This is a genomic window from Rubeoparvulum massiliense (assembly GCF_001049895.1).
In the GTDB taxonomy this organism is placed as follows: Bacteria; Bacillota; Bacilli; order Rubeoparvulales; family Rubeoparvulaceae; genus Rubeoparvulum; species Rubeoparvulum massiliense.
The window spans coordinates 227,721-250,066 of the sequence record NZ_CVPE01000004.1 but is presented as its reverse complement, the minus strand read 5'-3'; the positions used below and the strand labels follow the sequence as shown (position 1 = coordinate 250,066).

Genomic DNA, 22,346 nt, shown 5'->3' with positions numbered 1-22,346 from the left:
GGAAAAAAGACCAGAAAGGGTCTTTTTTTTCTTGACATAATCTTTGTTATAATAGGGAAGATCATCCACGAATCCAAAGGGAAAGGGACGGTTACATATGGAGAAAGAGATGGAACGTCATATTCATTGGATTGCCAAGGAGCTACAGTTGCCTGAACAACGAGTCAAAGCAACAGTAGAATTACTGGTAGAGGGAAATACCATCCCATTTATTGCTCGTTATCGGAAGGAAATGACAGGAAATTTAGATGAAACAATCATTCGAACTGTAGCCGATCGCTATGAATATCTAAAGAAATTAGCAGAGAGAAAGACGGAAGTACTAGCCTCCATTGAGGAACAAGGAAAGCTATCAGCAGAGTTACAGAAGAAAATTGAAGATGCAGTGAAGCTTCAGGAGGTTGAGGACCTCTATCTACCTTATCGTCCAAAACGGAAAACAAGAGCTAGTGTGGCCAAGGAGAAGGGTTGTGAGCCCTTAGCGAAGCAGTTGTTTGCTTTGCCTTTAGAGAATCCCCTCCCTCATGGAGCTGAACAGATTCTTTCAGAGCAGCTTCCTACCGTAGAAGAAGCCATTGCAGGAGCTCAAGATATCATCGCAGAGTGGATCGCTGAAGATGCTGAAGTGCGTCAATGGATCCGAGAGGTTACCTGGAATAAAGGAAAGATTCGTACAGAGCAGAAGAAGGAAGAGGAAGGTCGAGTCTATCAGATGTACTATGAATATGAAGAGGGCATCGCTAAGATTGTTCCTCATCGTATTCTTGCTATCAATCGCGGCGAAAAGGAAGAGATCCTGCGCGTCACCATTGATGCACCCATTGAGACGATTATGACCGATATGCAGCGACGCTTCCTTTATCGTACATCACCTGTTGCAGATCTAGTAGAAGCAGCCATGAAGGATGCATATAAGCGCCTAATCGCTCCCGCCATTGAACGAGATATTCGTAATCGTTTAACCGATGCTGCAGAAGAGCAGGCGATTCAAGTATTCAGTAAGAATCTACGTTCCCTGCTGTTACAACCACCATTGCGTCGAAGACGAATCCTCGGGGTGGACCCAGCCTTTCGGACGGGGTGTAAGCTGGCCATGGTAGATGAGACCGGTAAGCTGTTAGCAGTGGATGTCATCTATCCAACTGCACCCCATTTCCGTGTGGCAGAGGCGAAAGAACGCTTACTCCATCTCATTCATACCTATGATGCGCAGTTATTAGCCATTGGTAATGGGACGGCATCACGGGAGACCGAGCAGTTCGTGGCGCAGGTGATCCGTGAGGATCATCTTCCCATCTCCTATGTGATTGTCAATGAAGCGGGAGCCAGTGTCTATTCGGCATCGCCATTAGCGAAGGTGGAGTTTCCCGATCTCGATGTATCAGAACGTAGCGCTGCTTCCATCGCAAGGCGTGTTCAAGATCCCTTGGCGGAATTGGTTAAAATCGAGCCGAAGGCGATTGGCGTCGGGCAATATCAGCATGACGTTACACCGAGTCGTCTCCAAGAGAGCCTGCTCCAAGTCGTGGAATCAGTGGTGAACTATGTGGGTGTCAATTTGAATACCGCCTCTTCATCGCTACTCCAATACGTGGCAGGTATTTCTACCAGTGTGGCTAATAATATTGTGACCTATCGTGACGAGAATGGTCCGTTTCAGGAGCGGAAGGAATTACTGAAGGTACCTCGTTTAGGTCCGAAAACATATGAACAAGCGGTGGGATTTTTACGGATTCTTCATGGACGGGAGCCATTTGATGCTACTCCCATACATCCAGAGTCCTATCCCATTGCAGCAGAAATTCTAGCTAGTATCCATAAGGATCGTAGCTCGTTAGGGACGGATGAATTAAAGCAACAGCTGAAGGAGATGGATTGGGAGCAATTTTCCAGTTCTCATCAGGTAGGAATTCACACCTTGCGAGATATTGTTGATGCGTTAATTCGGCCACAACGGGACCCTCGCGATGAATTACCTCAGCCTCTACTGCGTCAGGATGTTCTCAATCTGGAGGATCTGACCATTGGGATGGAGCTACAGGGTACAGTACGCAATGTTGTGGATTTTGGTGCCTTTGTAGATATAGGCTTAAAAAATGATGGCTTGGTTCATATCTCAAAGCTGAGTCATTCCTATGTTCGACATCCCCTCGACGTGGTTCAGGTAGGTGACATTGTTCAGGTATGGGTGGATGCCATTGATCAGCAACGAGGTAAGGTAAATCTCTCCTTAATAGAACCATCCAAATAGATAGGAATTACAGAATGCTGTATGGGAGTATCCCATTCATCAGTTTGGAGGATGAATGGGATATTTCATTTTTTTAATTTTCCTAAATATGCGGACAAATTTGACGATATAATGTATATAGGTAGTTTCGACTATATTTAGTAGGTGTTTCATGGGTGAACCCTAGGAGAAAAGGAGTGAAAACGTGAAGAATTACAGCATCAGAATGAAACTGCTAACCATGTTGGTGGCACTGCCTGTCGTTATTATCATTGCCCTAGCAGGACTAATCATTCCTTTTACTAGTCAAACGATGAATGAGACGGTAGCAGAACAGTCATTATCCAATGCACAAAGTGTGATGAAAAACTTAGAGGAATATGTGGATGGAACGCTCGTTGGTCTTTCCGTAGCCAATCGTAGCCTACGCTCCTTAGAAGAAGTAGATAAGATCCGTAATTTCATGATGGAGATGGCGCAGGATAAACGATTTCGCGAGATGGTATACTATGATCTCGAGGGGAACGAGGTAGCTCGTACAGGAGTTGGTCTTAGCTATAGTGGGAAGCCAACAGAGCAACCGATTTTTCAAGATACACTTATACATAAAGCATCTATCTCCAATCCTCAACCCCATCCTCGTTTTGATGGTGTATTTTACATCGATATTGCCATCCTTGTAGATGATTACATTCAGCGCCCACGAGGTGTTTTAATCGCTCGGGTTAATCTGAAGCAAGTTTGGGGGGAGATCCGTGGTGATGTCCTGGAGCAGGGTGACTCGATCACCACTATGCTTCTGCTCAATCAAGAGGGACAAGTTGCGGCCCATGATAATGCGGAGGTTGTCATGGCGCAATGGCTCGATGAGAATGGAGAAAAACGAACCATCAGTGATCTGCATCCATCCCCACTACTTCAGCATGAAGCCATCAAAACGGTACAAGCCCTGCAACAAGATGAGGGGAGTTACCAGCATGTTGGTGTCTATGAGAATGGAGCAGGGTCAGAGGATGTGGTGGCCATGGTCACTCATCCGGCCTATGGATTTACATTGATGGCCTTTACCCCAGTGAAAAAGGCGCTTGCTCAGTTGGACCAATTAAAAATCTTTATGGCACTTGCCTTATTGATTGCCACCGTAATCACGATCATCCTTGGTGTGATCTTTTCACAACGCTTAGTTCAACCGATCCATCAATTAATGCAGACTGTACAGCTCGTAGCATCGGGGGATCTAACACAACAGGTTGGGATGAATCGTAAGGATGAGATAGGACAGCTTTCGCAACATATCGATCAGATGGTTAGCTCCCTCAATACGATCGCCAATAATGTGACTGAATCAGCAGACGAGACTGCAACAACCACCAAGCAATTGACTCATATCTCCCATGAGGTCGCAGAAAGCTCACGGCAGGTAGCAACCACCATTGAAGAGATCGCCAAAGGAGCAGAGGAACAAGCGCAGCTCAGTCAACAAACCGATGATCGAGTGGCAGAAATGGTTGAAATGACGGTGGAGGTACAGCAAAAGACCAGCGCAGTCTCTGAAGAAGCGGAGGCGACAAGACAAATTATCAGTGAGAGTGAACAAGCCATCTCGTCCCTCGTTCTTAGTATTCAGAACATCGCTCAATCTACGCTGCAATCTGCCAGTATGGTAAAAGAATTACAGGAGCATACTGCAGAGATCAGTACTATTGTGGAGGCCTCTAACGAGATTGCAAAGCGAACCAATCTTCTTGCCCTTAATGCAGCTATTGAGGCTAACCGAGCAGGAGAATATGGCAAAGGATTTTTGGTAGTGGCTCATGAAATACGTCAACTGGCGGAACAGAGTGGGGAATCCTCCAAGCAAATTGCCCATATTGTACAAAGTGTTGGACAAGCCATTGATTCTGTGGTAAAACAAATGGAAGATAATATTCAAACAGCAACAATCGAGAATGAGCAAGCATTGGAGAAGAGTGCTGCTTTACAAGGTGTACGTACTGCGATGGATAAGGTAATCACTTCGGTGAGTCAGATTGAATCGATTGTGGAGAAGCAGAATCGGATGAGTGAAGAGATTGCCGAAACATCCCGAAAATCCTCCACGGTAGCTACAGAAATATCAGCAGGAGCGGAAGAGGTAGCCGCTTCCAGCGAAGAAGCATCTGCGATGATGCAAGAGGTGGCTGGTAATATTCAAGAACTGGTTCATCAGGCTGAGCACTTAAAAGCGCTGGTACAGCAATTCAAAGTAAATTAGCTTGGCATTCTTACGTCTCTCGTCTTCAGCTAGAGAGGAGGTTAAAATGGTTCAAGCCTCCTCTCTTTTTATAGTGAATACAGCAATACCATGATTTGAAAGAAAAAATCTCTTGATCAACACTTTTATTTATGGTAATCTTATATTTGTCGCTGGCAAGAGATATAGCACCTTATTCCGCAGTAGCTCAATGGTGGAGCAACCGGCTGTTAACCGGTAGGCTGTAGGTTCGAGTCCTACCTGCGGAGCCATATGGAGAGATACCCAAGTTGGCCGAAGGGGCTCCCCTGCTAAGGGAGTAGGTCGGGAAACCGGCGCGAGGGTTCAAATCCCTCTCTCTCCGCCATGACTGGCCCGTTGGTCAAGCGGTTAAGACACCGCCCTTTCACGGCGGTAACAGGGGTTCGAATCCCCTACGGGTCACCATTATACTACGGACGATTAGCTCAGCTGGGAGAGCATCTGCCTTACAAGCAGAGGGTCGGCGGTTCGAACCCGTCATCGTCCACCATATCTTGATGGCGGCTGTGGCGAAGTGGTTAACGCACCGGATTGTGGCTCCGGCACTCGTGGGTTCGATTCCCACCAGTCGCCCCATTTAATTTTTCTTGGGTAGTAGCCAAGCGGTAAGGCAACGGACTTTGACTCCGTCATGCGCTGGTTCGAATCCAGCCTACCCAGCCACTTGAGCCATTAGCTCAGTTGGTAGAGCACCTGACTTTTAATCAGGGTGTCACAGGTTCAAATCCTGTATGGCTCACCATGAATACGTTGCGGTTGTGGTGGAATGGCAGACACGCTGCTTTGAGGGGGCAGTGGTCTTACGACCGTGCGAGTTCGACTCTCGCCAACCGCACCATTCTTATTTTAAACATAATGCATGCGCCCTTAGCTCAGCTGGATAGAGTGTTTGACTACGAATCAAAAGGTCGGGAGTTCGAATCTCTCAGGGCGCGCCATGACGTTACGGGAAGTGGCTCAGTTTGGTAGAGCACCTGGTTTGGGACCAGGGGGTCGCAGGTTCAAATCCTGTCTTCCCGACCATTCTTGGGCCCATAGCTCAGCTGGTTAGAGCGCACGCCTGATAAGCGTGAGGTCGGTGGTTCGAGTCCACTTGGGCCCACCATCTTCTTGCTACATACAGGATACTATTGTGAAACGAGACTGCAACTAAGTTGCAGTTTTTTTATTTATGATTGTCCTCTCCGTTGCAGAACCAAAATGGTTATCGTTATAATGGAACATGATGATTACGGATCAGCTAGGCTGAATCTCATCGATCTACCATGGTAAAGGGGGAAAATCCGATGAACCCATATGAGTTGATTCTACATAATGAAGAGGAGACAGAACAGCTGGGATATAGATTGGCTGATCGTCTTCAAGCAGGAGATTCCATCCTATTAGAAGGGGATTTAGGGGCGGGAAAAACACGCTTGACCCAAGCGATTGGTCGTGGTCTCGGCGTCACAATTCCTATTAACAGTCCAACTTTTACTATTATTAAGGAGTACGAAGGACGGCTCCCCTTGTACCATATGGATGCCTATCGGTTAGAGGATGAAGATGAAATGCTTGGCTTGGAGGAGTACATGGAGGGTGATGGTGTCTTTATTTTAGAATGGCCGATGCAGATTGCATCTCAGCTACCTCCAGAATACTTGTTAATTCGCCTTGAACACATTGATGGCGATAAAAGGCAGCTCCGTGCATTCCCCAATGGTGAACGCTATGAACAACTATGTAAGGAGATCTTCTCATGAATATCTTAAGCATTGATACCTCAACACAGGTGATGGGAGTAGCTGTCACCACGGAAGAACAGACATGCGCCTTAGCCTTATCTAACAGTAAGAAGAATCATGCCTCTCGTTGTGTGCCCATGATTCAACAGGTGATACAGGATGGGAACCTGCAAATTACGGATATCAATGGCATCGCCGTAGCCCAAGGTCCTGGCTCTTATACAGGATTAAGAATTGGAATTGTTACAGCCAAGACTCTCGCCTGGACCCTTCAGCTTCCGCTCTTGGGCTTCTCCAGTTTAGAAATCATGGCAGCGAGGGCTGGGGCTTTTTCAGGGTGGATCTCCCCTTGCATTGATGCGCGGCGTGGTCAGATCTACACCGGCTTATATCAGTGGCAGGATGGTCAACTGGTCTCCATTATTCCTGATCAGATCATCCCTATCCAAAGATGGATTGCACTTCTCGAAGCTCAAGTGGAAGGACCGATTCTTTTTGTTGGAGATGATGTAAGAATCCATCGTCAAACCATGATAGAGACAATATCCTCACTCACTTTTCAATTTGGCTTTGCTGAGCAGCATGTACCTGATGTGGCCTATATGGGGCGGATTGCTGCGCTACGTATTGCTAAGGATCAACTGGTCTACCAAGCCGCAGAGGTGGAGCAATTTCAGCCCTTCTACTTACGCATGGCTGAGGCGGAGGCCAAGCTGTTAGCGAAGCAACAGGGGGCAAATGCATGAGTCAATTTCAGATTCGTCCCATGCAGGTGGAAGATATTGATGCGGTGCATCAGGTGGAGACCCTTTCCTTTACTACACCGTGGAGTAAGGAGGCATTCTACCAAGAGCTAACCGGGAATCCTCTCGCCTTTTACACTGTGATTACAGTGGATGATCAGGTTGTTGGCTACGGTGGGATGTGGGTGATTATTGATGAGGCTCATGTAACCAATATCGCTATCCATCCTGACTTTCGTGGCAAGAAGCTAGGCTACCATCTCCTTGTTCAGATGATGGCCTATGCATATATGAGAGGGGCACGAAGAATGACCTTGGAGGTTCGTCTCTCCAACCAGATCGCTCAGCGCCTCTATACAAAAATGGGATTCGAATCCTATGGGGTTCGTAAGCATTATTATGAGGATAATGGTGAGGATGCGTTGATTATGTGGGCTAATCTTGAGGATCAATTGCGACAAGAAATGAGTGAAGAAGAATGAGCCGTTTCATTTTAGGAATCGAAACCAGCTGTGATGAGACTGCTGCTGCAGTGGTCAAGGATGGAAGAGAGATCTGTTCTAATATCATTCACTCCCAAATTGCCATTCATGAGCGATTTGGTGGTGTGGTGCCTGAGGTGGCTTCCCGCCATCATGTAGGGAATATTACATGGGTGATTGAACGCGCCTTAAGAGAGGCAGGAAAAAGCATCGATGAGATGGATGCTGTTGCTGTGACACAGGGTCCGGGTCTCGTGGGCTCGTTGCTTGTCGGTCTAACTGCAGCGAAGACCTTAGCTTTTGCCCATGGAAGGCCCTTGATTGGTGTTCATCATATCGCTGGTCACATCTATGCCAATCGGCTTGTGAAAGAAATGCAATTCCCCCTTATCGCACTTGTTGTTTCGGGAGGCCATACAGAGCTCCTCTATATGCCAGAGCATGGTGTCTACCGTCTTTTGGGACAGACGAGAGATGATGCTGCAGGTGAGGCGTATGATAAAGTAGCAAGGTCGTTGCAGCTTACCTATCCGGGAGGTCCGAAAATTGATCGGCTTGCTCAACAGGCAGAACCGTTGATTCACTTTCCCCGTGCCTGGCTAGAAGCAGATTCCTACGACTTTAGCTTTAGTGGCTTGAAGTCTGCTGTGATTAACCACCTGCACAATGCGAAGCAGCGCGGTGATGAAGTGGATGTCCCTGTACTAGCAGCCAGCTTCCAGGATGCGGTGGTGGATGTTCTTGTAACGAAGGCCATGCGCGCAGTGGACCAATATCAGGTTCACCAGTTGGTGTTAGCAGGAGGTGTAGCTGCCAATCAAGGCCTGCGCAAGCGTCTTGAAGCTGAAGCGTCACAACGTGATCTAGAGCTGCTGGCGCCACCGATTGCTCTTTGCACCGATAATGGTGCCATGATTGCTGCAGCAGGTACGATCAGCTATGAACGGGGAGAATTCTCTTCTTATGACATTAATGCCATTCCTCAATTACTCCTACCTGTAGAAAAGCTCTAAGTTACTAACAGACTCAGGAAGGGGTTATCCACAAAATCTGTGGATAACCCCTTCCTTTTCTGTGTATATCTCGTTTTTCTCTCCATGATTTTTGTGGATAAATGTATGTTTTATTCACAGTGGTGCCACCCTATGTAGGAGATGGAGGGATTCCAATTGCGACGTGCTCAGCACATCATCCTATGGATATGTATATTCATTACCTTGCTCGGGTTCGAAACAAAAAACGCTGTGCTGGCACAGACCAATGCAGCCCCCCATGTGGTCCTCCTCTTAGTGGATGGGTTAAGCTTGACACAGTGGCAGCAACTGCAGCAAAGATTCCCACTGCAGCTACAGGAGCGTAGTCAAGTTGCTGGTGTTAATCTTCGAACTGCACAGGGCTATGAAGCTAGCAGTGTCTATTTAGGTATTGGTGCAGGGAAGCGTGCCTATGCTCCTGCCCCCTATTATTCTGAGCATTATCAGACTGATGAGATTGTGGATGATCTGGGGATAACATCAGAACAACTACAGCTTCAGATCTTAGGCCAAAAACAGGAAGGGGCGATTTTTTCCTCAGGCATTCGCGCATTGCAGAGGAAGAATGCTGAGCGTAGTATTTCAGCACGCCCGGGCTTGCTTGGTTCCACATTGCAGCAGCATGGAGCACGAATCGCTGTCTATGGTAATTTTGATGAAGGGATGAAGCGAATTCGCTATGCACCCCTTATCACCATGACGGAGGATGGCATGACTGCATTTGGCAATGTGACTGATGTCAGCTTGCTATACGATTCTAGCTGGCCTGGTAGCTGGCGTACCAATTATTCATATCTCCAAGACCGATACAGAACGGAGCGCTCACAATGGGGCCTCACAGTGTTCCAACTGGGGGATTGGCTACGCTTGAAAAAATGGGAAGAACGCCTAGATAGCCAGCGTTATGAGTCTTTGCAGGAGCAAACACTTCGTGAGTTAAGTTACTTCCTCCAATGGTTGAATAACACCAGAACAGAGCAGGAGCTGGTGATGCTATTCGCTCCTGCAAGTCAAAGTGCACCTAGTCTTGCTCCTTTACAGATCTGGCATAGAGGGGATGGTGGGGTGCTAAGCTCCCCCTCCACAAGGCAGCCAGGCATTATCCTCCATACAGATCTTACGGCGACCATTCTTCAGCATCTTCAATTACCTGTTCCCCAAGAGATGACAGGTCATCCCGTAGAGCTTTTACCACATTATGATAAGGAGCGCTGGTATGCTGACCTACAGTTAGCACAGACCATCTATGAGAAGCGTTCTCCTGTGCTCTCTAGTTATATTTTCATCGTGATCCTCATTTTATTACTCACCCTGCTTGTGATGTGGCAGCGTATCTCCCTTACAACTGGACAATATCGACTCTGTCAAAGCATGCTATGGGCAACCTTACTACTCCCTAGCTTCTTTTTACTGGATGCAATTTGGATACAATATATACCGCCAAGAGTGATGATCCTGGTGTATTTCCTTTTTGCCAGCGGTGTAGGCTGGCTACTAGTACGTAAATCCCTTACTACTCGGTTTATGATACTGGCTAGCTATAGCCTGCTCTCCTTACTCATCATCGCTCTTTTTACACCGAGTTTGATCTATCGCTCTGTTTTCAGCTATGATCCCATCATTGGTGCACGCTTTTATGGCTTAGGCAATGAATACATGGGACTGCTGGTTGGGACGACGATTTTGTTAATGACAACCTCGATACAAAAGTATTATCCTCTTACGAAACGAGGAAACCGGTGGCTTTTCGGGTTCATTGTATGTATTGCTTTGGCGATTTTCATCTATCTTGCACTACCCATGGGTGGGAGCAATGCAGGCGGAGCGATCACCGCCTTGCTAGGATTTAGCTTTACGCTCTGGTACGTACCAAGGCTGCCGATGAACTGGAAAGGAATCATGCTCATCAGTGGGACAGGTTTGTTCCTCATTCTCCTATTTGCCCTAAGTAATCTCTGGGGAGGAAGTAGTGGACAGACCCATATCGGTCGTACTCTGGAGAAGATCTTAGCTGGTGATTCCGCATATCTATGGGAGATCATTCAACGAAAATGGCAGATGAATTGGCGCCTCATTCAAATTTCCATGTGGAGTAAGCTCTTTATTGTTTCGTTGTTTATTCTGTTGTTTTTCTCCATTTATCAACAGACGAAATGGTGGCACTCCCTTCATGAACAGAGTCCGGTAGGGGGGAGAGGCATTACATCAGTATTAGTGGCATCCATCGTAGCACTCATCTTTAATGACTCTGGCATCGTTGCTGCAGCCATTATGCTCCTCTATGCTGTGGTTCCCCTCTTGATCATGAAGCTGGAGATGCAGCAAGTGCGACACTTTCAGGAATAAAGAAAGAGTTGCGTGGCTATTCGCCTTGCAACTCTTCCCATTCTTCATACCATGCATCGATTTGCTCACGTAGTTCTTTAAGCTGTGTCAGTCGCTCCTCGCTAGCCACATGATCCTGATAGACCTCGGGTAAGCAGAGCTCCTCTTCAATTTCTTTAATCTGCTGTTCTTGTACTTCAATCAGACCCTCGAGCTCGACGATCCGCCGTTCCCGCTGTCGTTTTAAGCGCTTTAGCTCTTTCTCCTCCTCATAGCTGAGGGTGGACTCTGTAATGGCCTCTGGAGCGGTACGAACCTGAGCTGGAGGCTGATCAAGGAGAAGGTCTTGCTTCTTCTCCAGATAGTAATCATAGTTCCCCAGATAGGAAGTGAGTCCCTCTGGATGCAATTCACAGGTACGGGTGGATAGTTTATTGAGAAAGTAGCGGTCATGGGAGACGAAGAGGATGGTTCCAGGATAATCGGCTAAAGCATCCTCGAGGATCTCCTTGCTAGGTATATCTAAGTGGTTGGTCGGCTCATCTAGTATGAGTAGATTGGCTTGTTTACACATTAATTTCGCAAGGGCAAGGCGTGCTTTCTCACCACCACTTAAGGCAGACACCTGCTTCAATACATCATCACCACGAAAGAGGAATTGACCAAGTATGGTACGTACCTCCACCTCTTGGAGGATGGGGAAATCATCCCATAGCTCATTGATCACACTCTTGGTGGAATGGAGTAATTCATGCTCTTGAGCATAGTACCCGATCTCCACCTTGGTGCCAATCCGGATGGATCCTTGCTTTGGCTGAAGTTCGCCAATGAGGGTTTTGAGAAATGATGATTTACCAATCCCATTGGGCCCTACGATGGCCACACGTTCGCCCTTGACGAGATCAAGATTCACATCATGAAAGAGGAGTTTTTCATCAAACTGAATCGCAAGGTCACGAACCTGTAGAACCTCATAGCCACTCTCTTGCTGTGCCATAAAATGAAAATGTGTCTTGGATGAACCATCCTGTGGACGTTCGAGAATCTCAAGCTTTTCTAGGGCCTTACGTCGACTCTGTGCCCTTTTCGTTGTGGAGGCACGGGCGATGTTCTTCTGAATAAATTGGGATGTTTGCTGAATAAAGGCCTGCTGTTCCTCGTAGCGTCGTTTGTATTGCTCTAGGTCTGCCTGCTTCTGTTCTAAGTAGCGTGAATAGTTTCCATTGTACCGCTTGGTCCGTTTGCCATCTAACTCATAGATCACATGTACGACCTTATCGAGAAAGTAGCGGTCATGGGAGACGATCAAGACCGCACTGGGATACTGAATGAGAAATTGTTCGAGCCAGGTCAAGGTTTCCACATCGAGGTAGTTGGTGGGCTCATCCAGAATGAGCAGATCAGGCTGTTGGCAGAGGAGCTTCGCCAATGCTAAACGTGTCTTTTGTCCGCCGCTTAATGCAGAGATGGGCGTATCCACAGGAATCTGTGCAAATTGCATACCATGGAGGATAGAGCGAATGGTGGCTTCATAGCGATATCCTCCAGCTTCCTCCATCTGATGCTGTAATTGGGCATAACGATCCATGAGGAGCTGATAGGCATCCTCATCATGGTGGAGGGTGGCTTCTCCCATGGCTTGTTCCAGCTCCCGGAGCTCCCGTTCCATCTGGATGACATCCTGAAAGACGCTGAGCATTTCGTCCCAGATGCTCTTGGTACTATCTAAGCCTGAATTTTGCGCAAGGTATCCCATGGTGACTTCCTTACGTTTTAAAATCTCCCCCTTGTCAGGAGTGAGTTCCCCTGCAATAATTTTAAGTAGGGTAGATTTACCTGCGCCATTAATCCCAACAAGTCCAATCTTGTCCGTGCTTTTTATAGTTAAAGAAACATGATCTAAGATATCTTCGCGAATAAATGATTTACAAATATCATTGGCCTGCAAGAGAATCATTTCGTTCACCTCAATGCTTTCAGTTTACATGAGATAATGAGGTGAGACAAGGGAGAAGGAGGGGATAGAGTGGAGGAAAAAAAGGCACTTCGTCGTGAGATGAAAGGGATACGAGATGGCTTACCTCTGACCCAACGGGCAGAAGCATCGAAGGTCATCGTTCAGACATTTTTACAGTTACCCCAGTTTCAGTCAGCACAGGAGATCGCCCTCTTTATACCGTTTGGTTCGGAGGTGGATATCACAGAGATCTTTGCAGAAGCTTGGGGAATGGGGAAGAAGGTTCATGTCCCGCGGGTAGAAGGGGAGAATATCCGCTTTTATCAGCTTGATTTCTGGAGTCAATGTGAGGGTGGATCCTATGGCATACTTGAGCCGATACCAGAAAGGGTGAAGCCAAGCGAGATCACGAGGTTAGGCATGGTTCTTTTGCCAGGTCTGGCCTTTGATCAGCAGGGTGGAAGATTGGGTTATGGAAAGGGGTACTATGACCGTTTTCTCCCCCAAATCCCCCCCCAGATTCCCAGGGTTGCTGTGGCATTTCAACGTCAAGTGGTCGTTCAGGTTCCAACAGAACCACAGGATTGTACCTATGATTGGCTGATCACCGAAGAGAGGGTATATCGCGGCCCTCAAAGGGTTTAGACCGAATGGGTGTTCAATAATTTGTCTTGAATGCCTAGCAAATGTTACATTTTTTTGTTGTATGATAGGATTGAGTTCATAAGAGGGGGTACGGAATGTGTGGAAGGTAGTGGTTATCACTGTCAGCAATTCCGTGTTTCAGAGGAAGAAACCAGCGGACACAGCGGTTCAGATTATATCCTGTCTACATGATTGTCTCAATCTACATGATGGTCTAAAGGATAGTACCATTTCTCAGGACTGTGTTCCCGATGAAATTGAAACGATTCGGGAAACACTAATACAATGGATCGACCGAGAACGTGCTGATCTGATTATCACAACCGGGGGAACTGGCTTAAGTCGTGATGATGTTACCCCAGAAGCTACACGACAAGTGATTGATCGTTTTATTCCAGGAATGGCAGAAGAGATGCGTCGGATGGCATTACAAACTAGCCGAAGGGCGATGCTCACCCGTGGATTAGCAGGCACCAGAGGGAATAGCTTAATCATCAATCTTCCCGGAAGTCCTGAGTCTGCCTTAACCTGTCTACATGCAATTCACGACCAACTTTTACACGCCTTGCAAGTTTTACAAGAAGATCGGGAACAATTAGCAAAAGAGCATAAAGAAATCTGGTAAGATAGAAATATACAACGAATGATAGACAGTGGGTGGTTGAGAGCATGGAAGATAAAGCCATGAGTTTATGGGATCATCTTGGTGAATTAAGAAAACGGATTGTCATCGTCCTCGTCGTCTTCTTTATCACGATGATCATTGGTTTTCTGATAGCAATGCCGGTTGTTAATTACATGCAGGAAATTGCAGCAAAATCAGTTCAACTGAATGTATTTAAGATGACGGATGGTCTGAGGGTGTATATTCAGTTCTCATTCATTATTTCCTTAATCATAACCATCCCTGTATTCTTACATCAAGTTTGGAAATTTGTTAGTCCTGGGCTTAAGCCCACTGAACGAAAGGTGACCTTAAAGTTTATCCCTGCTGCAGCATTTCTTTTCCTGTTAGGGATCTCTTTCGGCTTTTTCATCCTGTTCCCCATGGTTGTACGATTCATGAAGATTATTTCTGAATCCATGGGTGTAACGGAGGTTTACGGCTTAGCGGAGTATTTCCGCTTTATGTTTAACATTGTTTTACCCTTCGGCTTGTTATTTCAGATGCCCATTGTGGTGATCTTCTTAACGCGTCTGCATATTATTACACCGCAGCTCATGCGAAAATATCGTAAATACTCCTACTTCTTCCTTGTAGTCATTGGTGCCATGATCACACCGCCGGAATTTATTTCGGAAATATTGGTCACCATTCCTTTACTCTTGCTGTATGAAATCAGTATCTTCTTTTCTGGCAATACCTATAAGAAGATGGAGAAGCGGGAAGAAGAGTGGAAGAAGGAATTCGATATGGACGATGATGAGAGCGATGAGTCAGAGGATGCTAGCGCTGAGGTGGTAGAAGCAAATGCCACTGAGGTTTCAAATGTAGAAAATGAAAGCGATATTGATAAGGATCAAAAGGATAAATAATATAGGAAAACACTCAAGATAAATAATTGGGAAGTACATGACCAGAGAAGAAAATGAAACTTTTCTGGTCTTTTTACGTTATGAAAGGGCGATGACGAAAAATTTTACAATTAGGGGCTTGCAAAATGTTGCTAAACTGACTATCATAAGAATTGTTAGCACTCGACTGGATAGAGTGCTAATAATTCCTTACAATTATTAAGGAGGGTGCATGACCGTGTTAAAACCATTAGGCGATCGTGTAGTAATCGAGGTCGTGGAAAAAGAAGAAAAGACAGTTAGCGGAATCGTACTTCCAGATACAGCAAAAGAGAAGCCTCAAGAAGGGAAAGTTATTGCTGTGGGTTCTGGTCATCTTGTAGAAGATGATCGAGTACCATTAGAAGTAAAAGTAGGTGACACTGTAATCTACTCTAAATATGCTGGCACAGAAGTGAAAGTTGCCAATAAAGAGTATTTAATCGTTCGGGAAAGTGACATTTTGGCTATCGTTGAGTAGTCTGAGTAGTCTTTACTGAGTAGTTCATACTCAGCGCGATGACGTATCATGTACCGATTCTTAAAGAATAAAACCACTACATATGAGGAGGGTTTTAAATGGCAAAGATGATCGAATATGGCGAAGAAGCACGTCGCGCCATGTTGCGTGGTGTTGATAAATTAGCAAATGCCGTGAAGGTAACCTTGGGGCCTAAGGGTCGTAATGTGGTATTAGAGAAGAAATTTGGTTCTCCTTTGATTACAAATGATGGTGTAACCATTGCGAAAGAAATCGAGTTAGAAGACCCCTATGAAAACATGGGTGCACAATTGGTGAAAGAGGTTGCTACAAAGACCAATGATGTAGCTGGTGATGGTACAACCACTGCAACCATCCTCGCCCAAGCTTTAATCCGTGAAGGTCTTAAGAATGTAACCTCCGGTGCAAACCCAATGGGTATCCGTAAAGGGATTGAAAAAGCTACGCATACAGCCATTGATGAGCTGAAGAAAATCTCTAAATCCATTGAAGGTAAAGAATCCATTGCTCAAGTAGCTGCTATCTCTTCTGGTGATGAAGAAGTGGGTCAATTGATCGCTGAAGCAATGGAAAAGGTAGGTAATGATGGTGTTATCACCATTGAAGAATCTAAAGGGTTCTCCACTGAATTAGAAGTGGTTGAAGGGATGCAATTCGACCGTGGTTATGTATCTCCTTACATGATCACCGATGCAGATAAGATGGAAGCTGTTCTCGATAATCCATTTATCTTAATTACCGATAAGAAGATCACCAACATTCAAGAGCTCCTACCTGTTCTTGAAAAGGTTGTTCAAATGGGCAAACCAATGCTCTTAATCGCTGAAGATGTTGAAGGTGAAGCCTTAGCCACTTTAGTTGTTAACAAGCTACGTGGTACCTTCAATGCTGTAGCCGTCAAAGCTCCTGGCTTTGGTGACCGTCGCAAAGCCATGCTAGAAGATATTGCGATCTTAACGGGTGGCCAAGTGATTACCGAAGATTTAGGTCTTGACCTCAAAGCTACGACAGTAGAACATCTCGGTCGTGCAGCGAAGGTTGTTGTAACGAAAGAGAATACAACCATCGTTGAAGGCGCTGGCGACACTGGTAAGATCGGTGCTCGTGTTGCACAAATCCGTACACAAATCGAAGAGACTACCTCTGAGTTTGACCGCGAAAAACTCCAAGAGCGTCTTGCTAAATTAGCAGGTGGTGTTGCAGTGATTAAGGTTGGTGCTGCAACTGAAACCGAATTGAAGGAGAAGAAGCTCCGCATCGAGGATGCGCTTAACTCCACACGTGCTGCTGTGGAAGAAGGGATTGTTCCTGGTGGTGGTACAGCACTTGTTAACGTTGAAAAGGCTGTTAAAGCATTAGAAGATGCTTCCACTGGTGACGAAGCAACAGGTGTATCCATCCTTCGTCGCGCCTTAGAAGCACCAGTACGTTTAATCGCTGAAAACGCTGGCCTAGAAGGCTCCATCATCGTAGAAAAATTGAAGCACTCCGAAGAAGGAATTGGCTTCAACGCAGCTACAGGTGAATGGGTTGATATGATTAAGACCGGTATCGTTGACCCAGCCAAGGTTACACGTTCTGCCCTTCAAAACGCTGCATCTGTAGCAGCTATGTTCCTTACCACTGAGTGCATCATCGCTGACAAACCAGAACCTAAAGAAGCTGCTATGCCAGACATGGGCGGCATGGGTGGAATGGGCGGCATGATGTAATATCGCTCATAGAACTTTGATATCACAAGGGTTTATGGATCAATGAGCGTCAAAAGGTAACAAAAAGGTAACATTGGTCAATATAAAGTTAGAGGCTCTTCATTAGTTCACTGAACTTTTGGGAAGCCTCTTTCTTTCTGGGCTTAGTCACATGAAGATAAATGTTCTTGGTCGTATCGTCGTCAGTATGTCCGATTTCTGCGAGAAGTGATGTTGTAAAATATTCTCAAATATTATATAGTAATGGTGAAGATAGCAGGTTATAAGTAGTAAGGATTATGCGTATCCTAAAAATGACCGCAGGTGCTGGTAACACCTATGGTCAATAGCTGAATCCCTTTAAGGGGGAACGGCGACTAAACTGTTTTATTTAACGGATTAGAGTAGTCACCCGGCCGAGGGTGGCTATTCGTCTTTTTTGGAGCGTGTTAATTCTATCGTTAGTTTCAGGATTGCGATCACTAATCCTGTAAACGAAATGGATAACATTAACGCTTCATTTATACGAGAAAACCATCGCAGCGCAATTGGATATTTTCTTGGAAGAGTGATGTTCCCAAGTTCCCTTGCAACCAAAGTGGGGTATCAAAAAAAACAGTGAAGGAAAGAATGCATTCTAGTACGGATACAAAGCGAATCTTGCGGTCGGTACAAAAAGCATATAACCTTTTAGGCGAGAATACTTCATTCTCAGCGAAGTAAGTGGGAATAGTTCAATTGTCCCACGATTGTCCAGTATCCTTTTATTTTTTCCATTAATATAACGATTTCTATTAGTTCGTTTCCCTGTTTATCATAAAAATAAATGGGCACGCTGCATGTTTTCTCCTTAAGATGGGTTAGTTTATATAAAAGAGATGCGGAAGTCGAATAGGATAAAGTGTTGTAATTTAAAGTTTTTCGGTTAATAATTTCTTTAAAAGCGTTCCAATCTATGCTTTCCCTTGTGTATTTATAGGGCGATTTACTTTTATAATCGTCCCATTGAATATCAGTGATAATTAAATCTGTATGGGGTAAATCCTTTTGGGCTTCTTGAAGTAATTTTTCAATGACTTCAAACCGCTTCTCGTAAGTGTAATTAATTATCATATATGAAATAGCCAACAAAGAAAGAATAAAAATAATGAGAAGAGATCTTAATTTCAACAAACCACTCCTCCCTAGATAGGATTAAGTCAGTATTCTTATATTATTAACTAAACTTTCACACATTTAAAGATCAAGGAATTACTTGAAATAACTAGGCATGGGGTCCAACTTCTTTGTTGTCGGGTGTGGTATCCGTACTCAAATTTGTGAATACATGGAATCGCTGATGACAAAAGAAGTGACCCATTTTTCCAAATTTAAAGGATTTATGACCCGAATTATTTCACTACTAAGAGATAAAATGATGATACTTACAATTTTTTCATACCCTTACCTCCATTGTACTTTTACTCTCCTCCTGATAGCTATCCAATTATAGTTATTTAAATTCCAGTATAATACTATAATGGTATAAAGCAAATATACAAACATTAATATAATCACTAGTATTGCATAAACAGGAATGGTAAATTTAGATTTTGCAAAGAAGATCCATAGTTTTGTAGCTTATAATGAGGCGTTGACTTGGGGTGAGTTCTGAACTGGAAGAGTAGGTATTTCAGGGGTTTCCTATCAGCCATCGATCCCTGATCCACAGAAGGTGAAAGAGGAAGCGAATCGAATTCTCGCCATTGAACATACAACAGAGAGAGCCATTCGCTACATGCTTTGGGCGATGCGAAGTCAGCTCTTTTGAAATGGAAACAAACGAACAGCAATACTTTCAGCAAATAAAATACTAATTGCAGATGGAAAGGGCATATTGAAAGTGCAAGAAAAAGATTTTCCAGAGTTCAATCGGCAACTATCCCATTTTTCGAGACAAACGATGATAGCAAGATCGTTCAATTTGTTTTTGACCATTGTATCTTTGGAATTGACTTCGATTAATGTTTCAACGTGAAACGTTGTAAAATATTCTCATATATTATATAGTGAAGGTGAAGATAGCAAGTTATAAGTTGTATGGATTATGCGTATCCTAAAAATGACCGCAGGTGCTCGATACACCCACGGTCAATAGCTGATTCCCTTTAAGGAGGAACGGCAACTATCCAAAACTAATTTGAGTTAAGAATAGTCACCCGGCCGAGGGTGGCTATTCGTCTTTTTTGGAGCGTGTTAATTCTATCGTTAGTTTCAGGATTGCGATCACTAATCCTGTAAACGAAATGGATAACATTAACGCTTCAAAAGTAGACATGGCTTCACCTCCTTTCATCGGAGGCGTGCCGTTCCACCCTTAACCATCAGCTTGTACTTATTATATCATAGTAGTTAAATAATGGTATAAAAGGAAATGGAATATTCTTATGTATTATAGGTTAGTTCTTTCGCCTGCACTAGATCGTTAAAATCAATTTCTGTAGGAAGTGGTAATCTGTTTTTTACTCGCCAATCTACTTCTTCTTCAATGATTTCTTCCAGTGTAGCGAACAGAAACAGATTTCGTTCCTCGAGGTCACATTCAGGACATTGATAAACAGGGATATTGGTGATCGTGATATAATGTTCAATTTCGTCTAGCTGGAACTTATATTGTTCCGTACCTTTGCTTTCTTTCATCATAGTGCCACATTGACAAGCCTCTTCGATGACGGTCTTGTATGCTTTGATGGCATTGCGAATTAACTTTGCAGTACTATCGCTGGCGTACTGGGCGGCTTTCAGCTTAAACATTCGATATTCCTCTCTCGTTACCCGGACCTCAGGTATGGTCAAAGAACGCGGATTGGCTGATTTAGGTCTTCCTACTTTCGTCATCTCAATCCCTCCCATTGGTTTTTACGATATTATACCAATAGATAATTATTTTTGCACGACAAAAATATAAGGACAGAATACTCGTAGGATGCTCTCGTCTCTTTATACATAAAAACAACGATATAGCAAGAATATGTAAAATATAGTAAAGTTATATATAGAAAAGAAGTATGAGTAAGGAGAATGGTAGGATTGAAACGAACGTTACTTCTCCGTTGGTTCTTTTTCATCATGGGGTTAATGATTGTCGCCCTGGGAATTGCATTAACCATTAAAGCAAAACCATTAGGCATTGGCCCTTGGGATGTCTTTCACTATGGCTTATATCTTCAATTTGGCTTAACCATTGGTTCATGGTCCATCATTGTTGGCTTTTTGATTATTCTTTTTACATCCATTGCTACCAGTAGATTTCCTAAAATTGGAACTCTCCTAAATATGCTTTTTCTCGGGCTTTTTATTGATTTATATAATTTTATTCTGTACACCCCAACTACCTTGGTTGGACAGGTGCTCACCTTTATTTTGGGAACGATAATTTTAGGTTATGGCATTGGAATGTATATTGCCGCTGATTTAGGAGCAGGACCTCGAGATGGTCTGATGCTGTTTATTGTTGAAAAAACAGGCTGGAAAATATCCTGGGTACGCAATGGGAATGAAATTCTTGTATTTATTCTTGGTTGGTTACTCGGTGGACCAGTGGGAATTGGTACAGTCATCATTGCATTTACCCTTGGAAATATTGTCGCTATATCACTTCCTCAAGCCAAAGGACTGCTTGCTCATCTATCCCAACAAGATCGCGTACAACCGTTGAAATAATACATTTTCTTCTTTACCCCGTTCTTGGTTTCATTAAATACATTACAAAAGATATATTAACATAATTGGATATATATGGTATCCATGTGGCGCTGACGATTGTAGATCCATGTCGGGAGGTAGCTATCGCAAACAATCATAAGAAATGATCTTGCTGTATAAGTCCTTAGTGTACGAACTAATCATTTAATTGAGGTGAAGGAGATATTAAAAGACTAGTAATTCTATTTTTGGCGATTGTTTTGCTTGCTGGTTGCGAGATGTAGAAAAGTGGACAAATCAACTATTCCAATACTCACAGCTTTTGACATTAACAGAAGAGGATAAAGAAATCGTTATTGAAGCATTACAGAATTATTATAGCGAGGAACAAGCCTCTTGGCTTTTCAACACCTATTTTGAGCAAGAATCAGATGGAACATATATCCTTATACCTCAAGATGCGTTCGGCGCTATATCGCACATTCAATTTTCCTTACAAGTGGATATCGCTGAAGCAGATGATCGATATCACATCGAGATGGTGGGAAGTTTTAGTGATAGTCTGGAAGAAGTGATGGAGATGCAAGTAGTAGAAAAGGTAACCATTCTAAAAGATACGTTGCAGATTGATAGCGTGGAGGCGCGTATTGAGTAAACAGTCAGTTAACCCCAACTCTAAAAAAATAGGTATTGAAACGGATATTAAAAGAGTAGAACCGCCTACTGGAGAGTTATCAATATCTACAGTAGGCGGTTCATTCATAATCAAGGAGGTTTTTCCGATCAGAAACATATTATCTCGCAACTATCTCGCGCTCTTTTTTATCGCTTTCTTTTCTCTCTGGAGCTTACGTGAGCTATGGCTTGTCCAATACCTAAATCTATTAGATCCAACTTCAAGGGCGCTGACTTCAGCGCTAATAAAAATTAGCATATGGGTAATCCCGGTGTTTTTAGTGGTTCAATATGTGGAGAAGAAAGATCCGATGGCATATTTGGGCCTTCATAGCAATGTGAAGAAAGGTCTCCAATGGGCACTTTGGATCTCATTGGCAGTGGGGACATACTTTTTCGTTCTTTATGGCATCATCTTAAAGAATGAGATGAACCTTCATCTCGGCATCAATGTATGGCTAAATCATGTTCTTCTAGTAGGCTTCACCGAAGAGCTTGTTTTTCGCGGACTTTTCCTAAGGAAGTTGATGGAGCGGTTTAGCTTTTGGAAAGCCAATCGCTATACATCCCTCTTATTTGTCAGCATTCATTTTCCCATCTGGTTACGTATGGGTCTCTTTGAAAGCTGGAGCATCATCGGAACCATCCTCCTTGTATTTTTCATCAGCTTCGCATTGGGCTTCATCTATAAAAAGACCAACTCTCTTTGGTCGGTTATTATTATTCATTCAGCGTATGATTTTTTTGCATCCATCTTTGGCTGAGCTAGGCACTAAATAGGATACAATTCACAAAGGAATATTGAATCAGTGCAAAATTCGATTA

At 44.2% G+C, this 22,346-nt stretch carries 19 protein-coding genes, 11 tRNA genes and 1 pseudogene; 26 read left to right on the top strand and 5 right to left on the bottom strand.

Features of this window, described 5'->3' with window-relative positions:
- Positions 1-97: 97 nt before the first annotated feature.
- The 18 genes from BN1691_RS03825 (at position 98) to BN1691_RS03740 (ending at position 10,834) form a co-directional block, all read left to right on the top strand.
- Positions 98-2,251 (top strand): Tex family protein, encoded by a 2,154-nt coding sequence (locus tag BN1691_RS03825; RefSeq protein WP_048600894.1) that lies wholly within the window; start codon positions 98-100, stop codon positions 2,249-2,251.
- Between the two features lie 184 nt (positions 2,252-2,435).
- Positions 2,436-4,484, top strand: coding sequence for a methyl-accepting chemotaxis protein (locus tag BN1691_RS03820; protein ID WP_048600893.1), 2,049 nt, complete (start codon positions 2,436-2,438; stop codon positions 4,482-4,484).
- Between the two features lie 176 nt (positions 4,485-4,660).
- Positions 4,661-4,735 (top strand) — tRNA-Asn (locus BN1691_RS03815).
- 3 nt (positions 4,736-4,738) lie between these two features.
- Positions 4,739-4,830 (top strand) — tRNA-Ser (locus BN1691_RS03810).
- Between the two features lie 5 nt (positions 4,831-4,835).
- Positions 4,836-4,910 (top strand) — tRNA-Glu (locus tag BN1691_RS03805).
- Between the two features lie 9 nt (positions 4,911-4,919).
- Positions 4,920-4,995: transfer RNA gene (locus BN1691_RS03800), tRNA-Val, on the top strand.
- Positions 4,996-5,005: 10 nt separating this feature from the next.
- A tRNA-His gene (locus BN1691_RS03795) sits at positions 5,006-5,081 on the top strand.
- A 12-nt stretch (positions 5,082-5,093) separates the two neighbouring features.
- Positions 5,094-5,168, top strand: a tRNA-Gln gene (locus tag BN1691_RS03790).
- Positions 5,169-5,171: 3 nt separating this feature from the next.
- Positions 5,172-5,247, top strand: a tRNA-Lys gene (locus BN1691_RS03785).
- A 10-nt stretch (positions 5,248-5,257) separates the two neighbouring features.
- Positions 5,258-5,343, top strand: a tRNA-Leu gene (locus BN1691_RS03780).
- A 23-nt stretch (positions 5,344-5,366) separates the two neighbouring features.
- A tRNA-Arg gene (locus tag BN1691_RS03775) sits at positions 5,367-5,443 on the top strand.
- Positions 5,444-5,451: 8 nt separating this feature from the next.
- Positions 5,452-5,528 (top strand) — tRNA-Pro (locus BN1691_RS03770).
- Between the two features lie 5 nt (positions 5,529-5,533).
- Positions 5,534-5,610, top strand: a tRNA-Ile gene (locus tag BN1691_RS03765).
- Positions 5,611-5,791: 181 nt separating this feature from the next.
- Entirely contained in the window at positions 5,792-6,247 is a 456-nt protein-coding gene (gene tsaE / locus BN1691_RS03760; RefSeq protein ID WP_048600892.1) for a tRNA (adenosine(37)-N6)-threonylcarbamoyltransferase complex ATPase subunit type 1 TsaE, read from the top strand.
- Positions 6,244-6,975 carry a tRNA (adenosine(37)-N6)-threonylcarbamoyltransferase complex dimerization subunit type 1 TsaB gene (tsaB, locus tag BN1691_RS03755; protein WP_048600891.1) on the top strand — a complete coding sequence of 244 codons (732 nt, stop codon included), beginning with the start codon at positions 6,244-6,246 and terminating at the stop codon, positions 6,973-6,975. Before tsaE ends, tsaB begins: the two co-directional genes overlap by 4 nt.
- Positions 6,972-7,454, top strand: a complete 483-nt coding sequence (gene rimI, locus BN1691_RS03750; RefSeq protein ID WP_048600890.1) for a ribosomal protein S18-alanine N-acetyltransferase — start codon at positions 6,972-6,974, stop codon at positions 7,452-7,454. Before tsaB ends, rimI begins: the two co-directional genes overlap by 4 nt.
- Positions 7,451-8,467, top strand: coding sequence for a tRNA (adenosine(37)-N6)-threonylcarbamoyltransferase complex transferase subunit TsaD (tsaD, locus tag BN1691_RS03745; RefSeq protein ID WP_048600889.1), 1,017 nt, complete (start codon positions 7,451-7,453; stop codon positions 8,465-8,467). The genes rimI and tsaD overlap by 4 nt, the downstream gene beginning before the upstream one ends.
- Positions 8,468-8,623: 156 nt before the next feature.
- Complete coding sequence (locus BN1691_RS03740) at positions 8,624-10,834, top strand: hypothetical protein (RefSeq protein WP_048600888.1); 2,211 nt, start codon at positions 8,624-8,626, stop codon at positions 10,832-10,834.
- Positions 10,835-10,850: 16 nt separating this feature from the next.
- Here BN1691_RS03740 and BN1691_RS03735 read toward each other — a convergent pair whose 3' ends face one another.
- Positions 10,851-12,770: an ABC-F family ATP-binding cassette domain-containing protein gene (locus BN1691_RS03735; protein WP_048600887.1), complete on the bottom strand. Its 1,920-nt coding sequence runs from the start codon at positions 12,768-12,770 to the stop codon at positions 10,851-10,853.
- Positions 12,771-12,839: 69 nt separating this feature from the next.
- Here BN1691_RS03735 and BN1691_RS03730 point away from each other — a divergent pair, with 69 nt between their 5' ends.
- The 5 genes from BN1691_RS03730 to groL all read left to right on the top strand — a co-directional run bounded on the left by BN1691_RS03730 (position 12,840) and on the right by groL (position 17,183).
- The gene (locus tag BN1691_RS03730; RefSeq protein ID WP_048600886.1) at positions 12,840-13,415 is read left to right on the top strand and encodes a 5-formyltetrahydrofolate cyclo-ligase; all 576 of its coding nucleotides are present in this window, start codon (positions 12,840-12,842) and stop codon (positions 13,413-13,415) included.
- 97 nt (positions 13,416-13,512) lie between these two features.
- Positions 13,513-14,040 carry a MogA/MoaB family molybdenum cofactor biosynthesis protein gene (locus BN1691_RS03725; RefSeq protein ID WP_048600885.1) on the top strand — a complete coding sequence of 176 codons (528 nt, stop codon included), beginning with the start codon at positions 13,513-13,515 and terminating at the stop codon, positions 14,038-14,040.
- Positions 14,041-14,084: 44 nt separating this feature from the next.
- A complete protein-coding gene (tatC, locus tag BN1691_RS03720) occupies positions 14,085-14,951 on the top strand; it encodes a twin-arginine translocase subunit TatC (protein WP_076850093.1) in 867 nt (288 codons plus the stop codon).
- Positions 14,952-15,168: 217 nt separating this feature from the next.
- Positions 15,169-15,450 (top strand): co-chaperone GroES, encoded by a 282-nt coding sequence (gene groES / locus BN1691_RS03715; RefSeq protein WP_048601186.1) that lies wholly within the window; start codon positions 15,169-15,171, stop codon positions 15,448-15,450.
- Between the two features lie 98 nt (positions 15,451-15,548).
- A complete protein-coding gene (groL, locus tag BN1691_RS03710; protein WP_048600884.1) occupies positions 15,549-17,183 on the top strand; it encodes a chaperonin GroEL in 1,635 nt (544 codons plus the stop codon).
- An 88-nt stretch (positions 17,184-17,271) separates the two neighbouring features.
- Here the strand turns inward: groL and BN1691_RS15040 are convergent.
- The 4 genes and pseudogenes from BN1691_RS15040 to BN1691_RS03700 form a co-directional block, all read right to left on the bottom strand.
- A pseudogene (locus tag BN1691_RS15040) lies at positions 17,272-17,397 on the bottom strand (site-specific integrase); the annotation flags it as partial.
- 476 nt (positions 17,398-17,873) lie between these two features.
- Complete coding sequence (locus BN1691_RS03705; RefSeq protein WP_048600883.1) at positions 17,874-18,332, bottom strand: hypothetical protein; 459 nt, start codon at positions 18,330-18,332, stop codon at positions 17,874-17,876.
- Positions 18,333-19,374: 1,042 nt separating this feature from the next.
- Positions 19,375-19,479 (bottom strand): putative holin-like toxin, encoded by a 105-nt coding sequence (locus tag BN1691_RS15000; protein ID WP_222704567.1) that lies wholly within the window; start codon positions 19,477-19,479, stop codon positions 19,375-19,377.
- A 107-nt stretch (positions 19,480-19,586) separates the two neighbouring features.
- Positions 19,587-20,039: a hypothetical protein gene (locus tag BN1691_RS03700; RefSeq protein WP_048600882.1), complete on the bottom strand. Its 453-nt coding sequence runs from the start codon at positions 20,037-20,039 to the stop codon at positions 19,587-19,589.
- Positions 20,040-20,231: 192 nt separating this feature from the next.
- Here BN1691_RS03700 and BN1691_RS03695 point away from each other — a divergent pair, with 192 nt between their 5' ends.
- The 3 genes from BN1691_RS03695 to BN1691_RS14365 all read left to right on the top strand — a co-directional run bounded on the left by BN1691_RS03695 (position 20,232) and on the right by BN1691_RS14365 (position 22,285).
- Complete coding sequence (locus BN1691_RS03695; protein ID WP_048600881.1) at positions 20,232-20,864, top strand: YczE/YyaS/YitT family protein; 633 nt, start codon at positions 20,232-20,234, stop codon at positions 20,862-20,864.
- 253 nt (positions 20,865-21,117) lie between these two features.
- On the top strand, positions 21,118-21,501 hold the full coding sequence (locus tag BN1691_RS03690; protein WP_147545619.1) for a hypothetical protein: 384 nt from the start codon (positions 21,118-21,120) through the stop codon (positions 21,499-21,501).
- Entirely contained in the window at positions 21,494-22,285 is a 792-nt protein-coding gene (locus BN1691_RS14365) for a CPBP family intramembrane glutamic endopeptidase (protein ID WP_147545616.1), read from the top strand. The genes BN1691_RS03690 and BN1691_RS14365 overlap by 8 nt, the downstream gene beginning before the upstream one ends.
- Positions 22,286-22,346 lie beyond the last annotated feature (61 nt).